General features: G+C 50.4%; 1 protein-coding gene. It reads right to left on the bottom strand.

Annotated features, from left to right (window positions below; genetic code table 11):
• Nucleotides 1–577: aldehyde dehydrogenase family protein (locus R7Z47_RS26045; protein WP_318130927.1), on the bottom strand; the 577-nt coding region annotated here is incomplete at both ends.

Raw genomic sequence — 577 nt, 5'->3', positions numbered from 1 at the left:
CATCCCAAGCGCCGGGATGGATTTTCGCCATTTCTTGTTTGAGATCGGCAATCCAGGCTTTTGACTCACCAACAAACACCGCGACTGAAATCGCCATGCAACGTTGCCCTGCAGCACCAACCGATGATCCCACCAAGTTGTTTATGACGTGATCTTTGTTAGAATCAGGCATGACAACCATGTGATTTTTAGCGCCAGCAAAGGCTTGTACGCGTTTAAAGTATTGAGTTCCCGTGGTGTAAATATACTGCGCGACAGGCACTGACCCGACGAAAGACACCGCGCGAATATCGGGATGAGCAAGCAAGAAATCGACTTGATCTTTGCGGCCATGAACGATCTGCAACACACCTTTTGGCGCTCCCGCCTCTTCAAAAAGCTCAGCTAAGCGAATCGAGGTCAAAGGCACTTGCTCGGAAGGCTTAAGAACGAAAGTGTTACCGCTCGCGATTGCGATGGGAAACATCCACAACGGGATCATGGCAGGAAAGTTGAACGGAGTAATGCCGCAGCACACACCCAAAGGCTGGATGAGAGAGTAGCTGTCGATCTCAGTCGCGACATTTTCGACCGTTTC

Origin of the sequence: Vibrio sp. 1641 (assembly GCF_033339995.1) — a bacterium.
Taxonomy (GTDB): Bacteria; Pseudomonadota; Gammaproteobacteria; order Enterobacterales; family Vibrionaceae; genus Vibrio; species Vibrio alginolyticus.
Note: the sequence above shows the minus strand (reverse complement) of the source record. Positions and strands in the feature narration are given on the sequence as shown.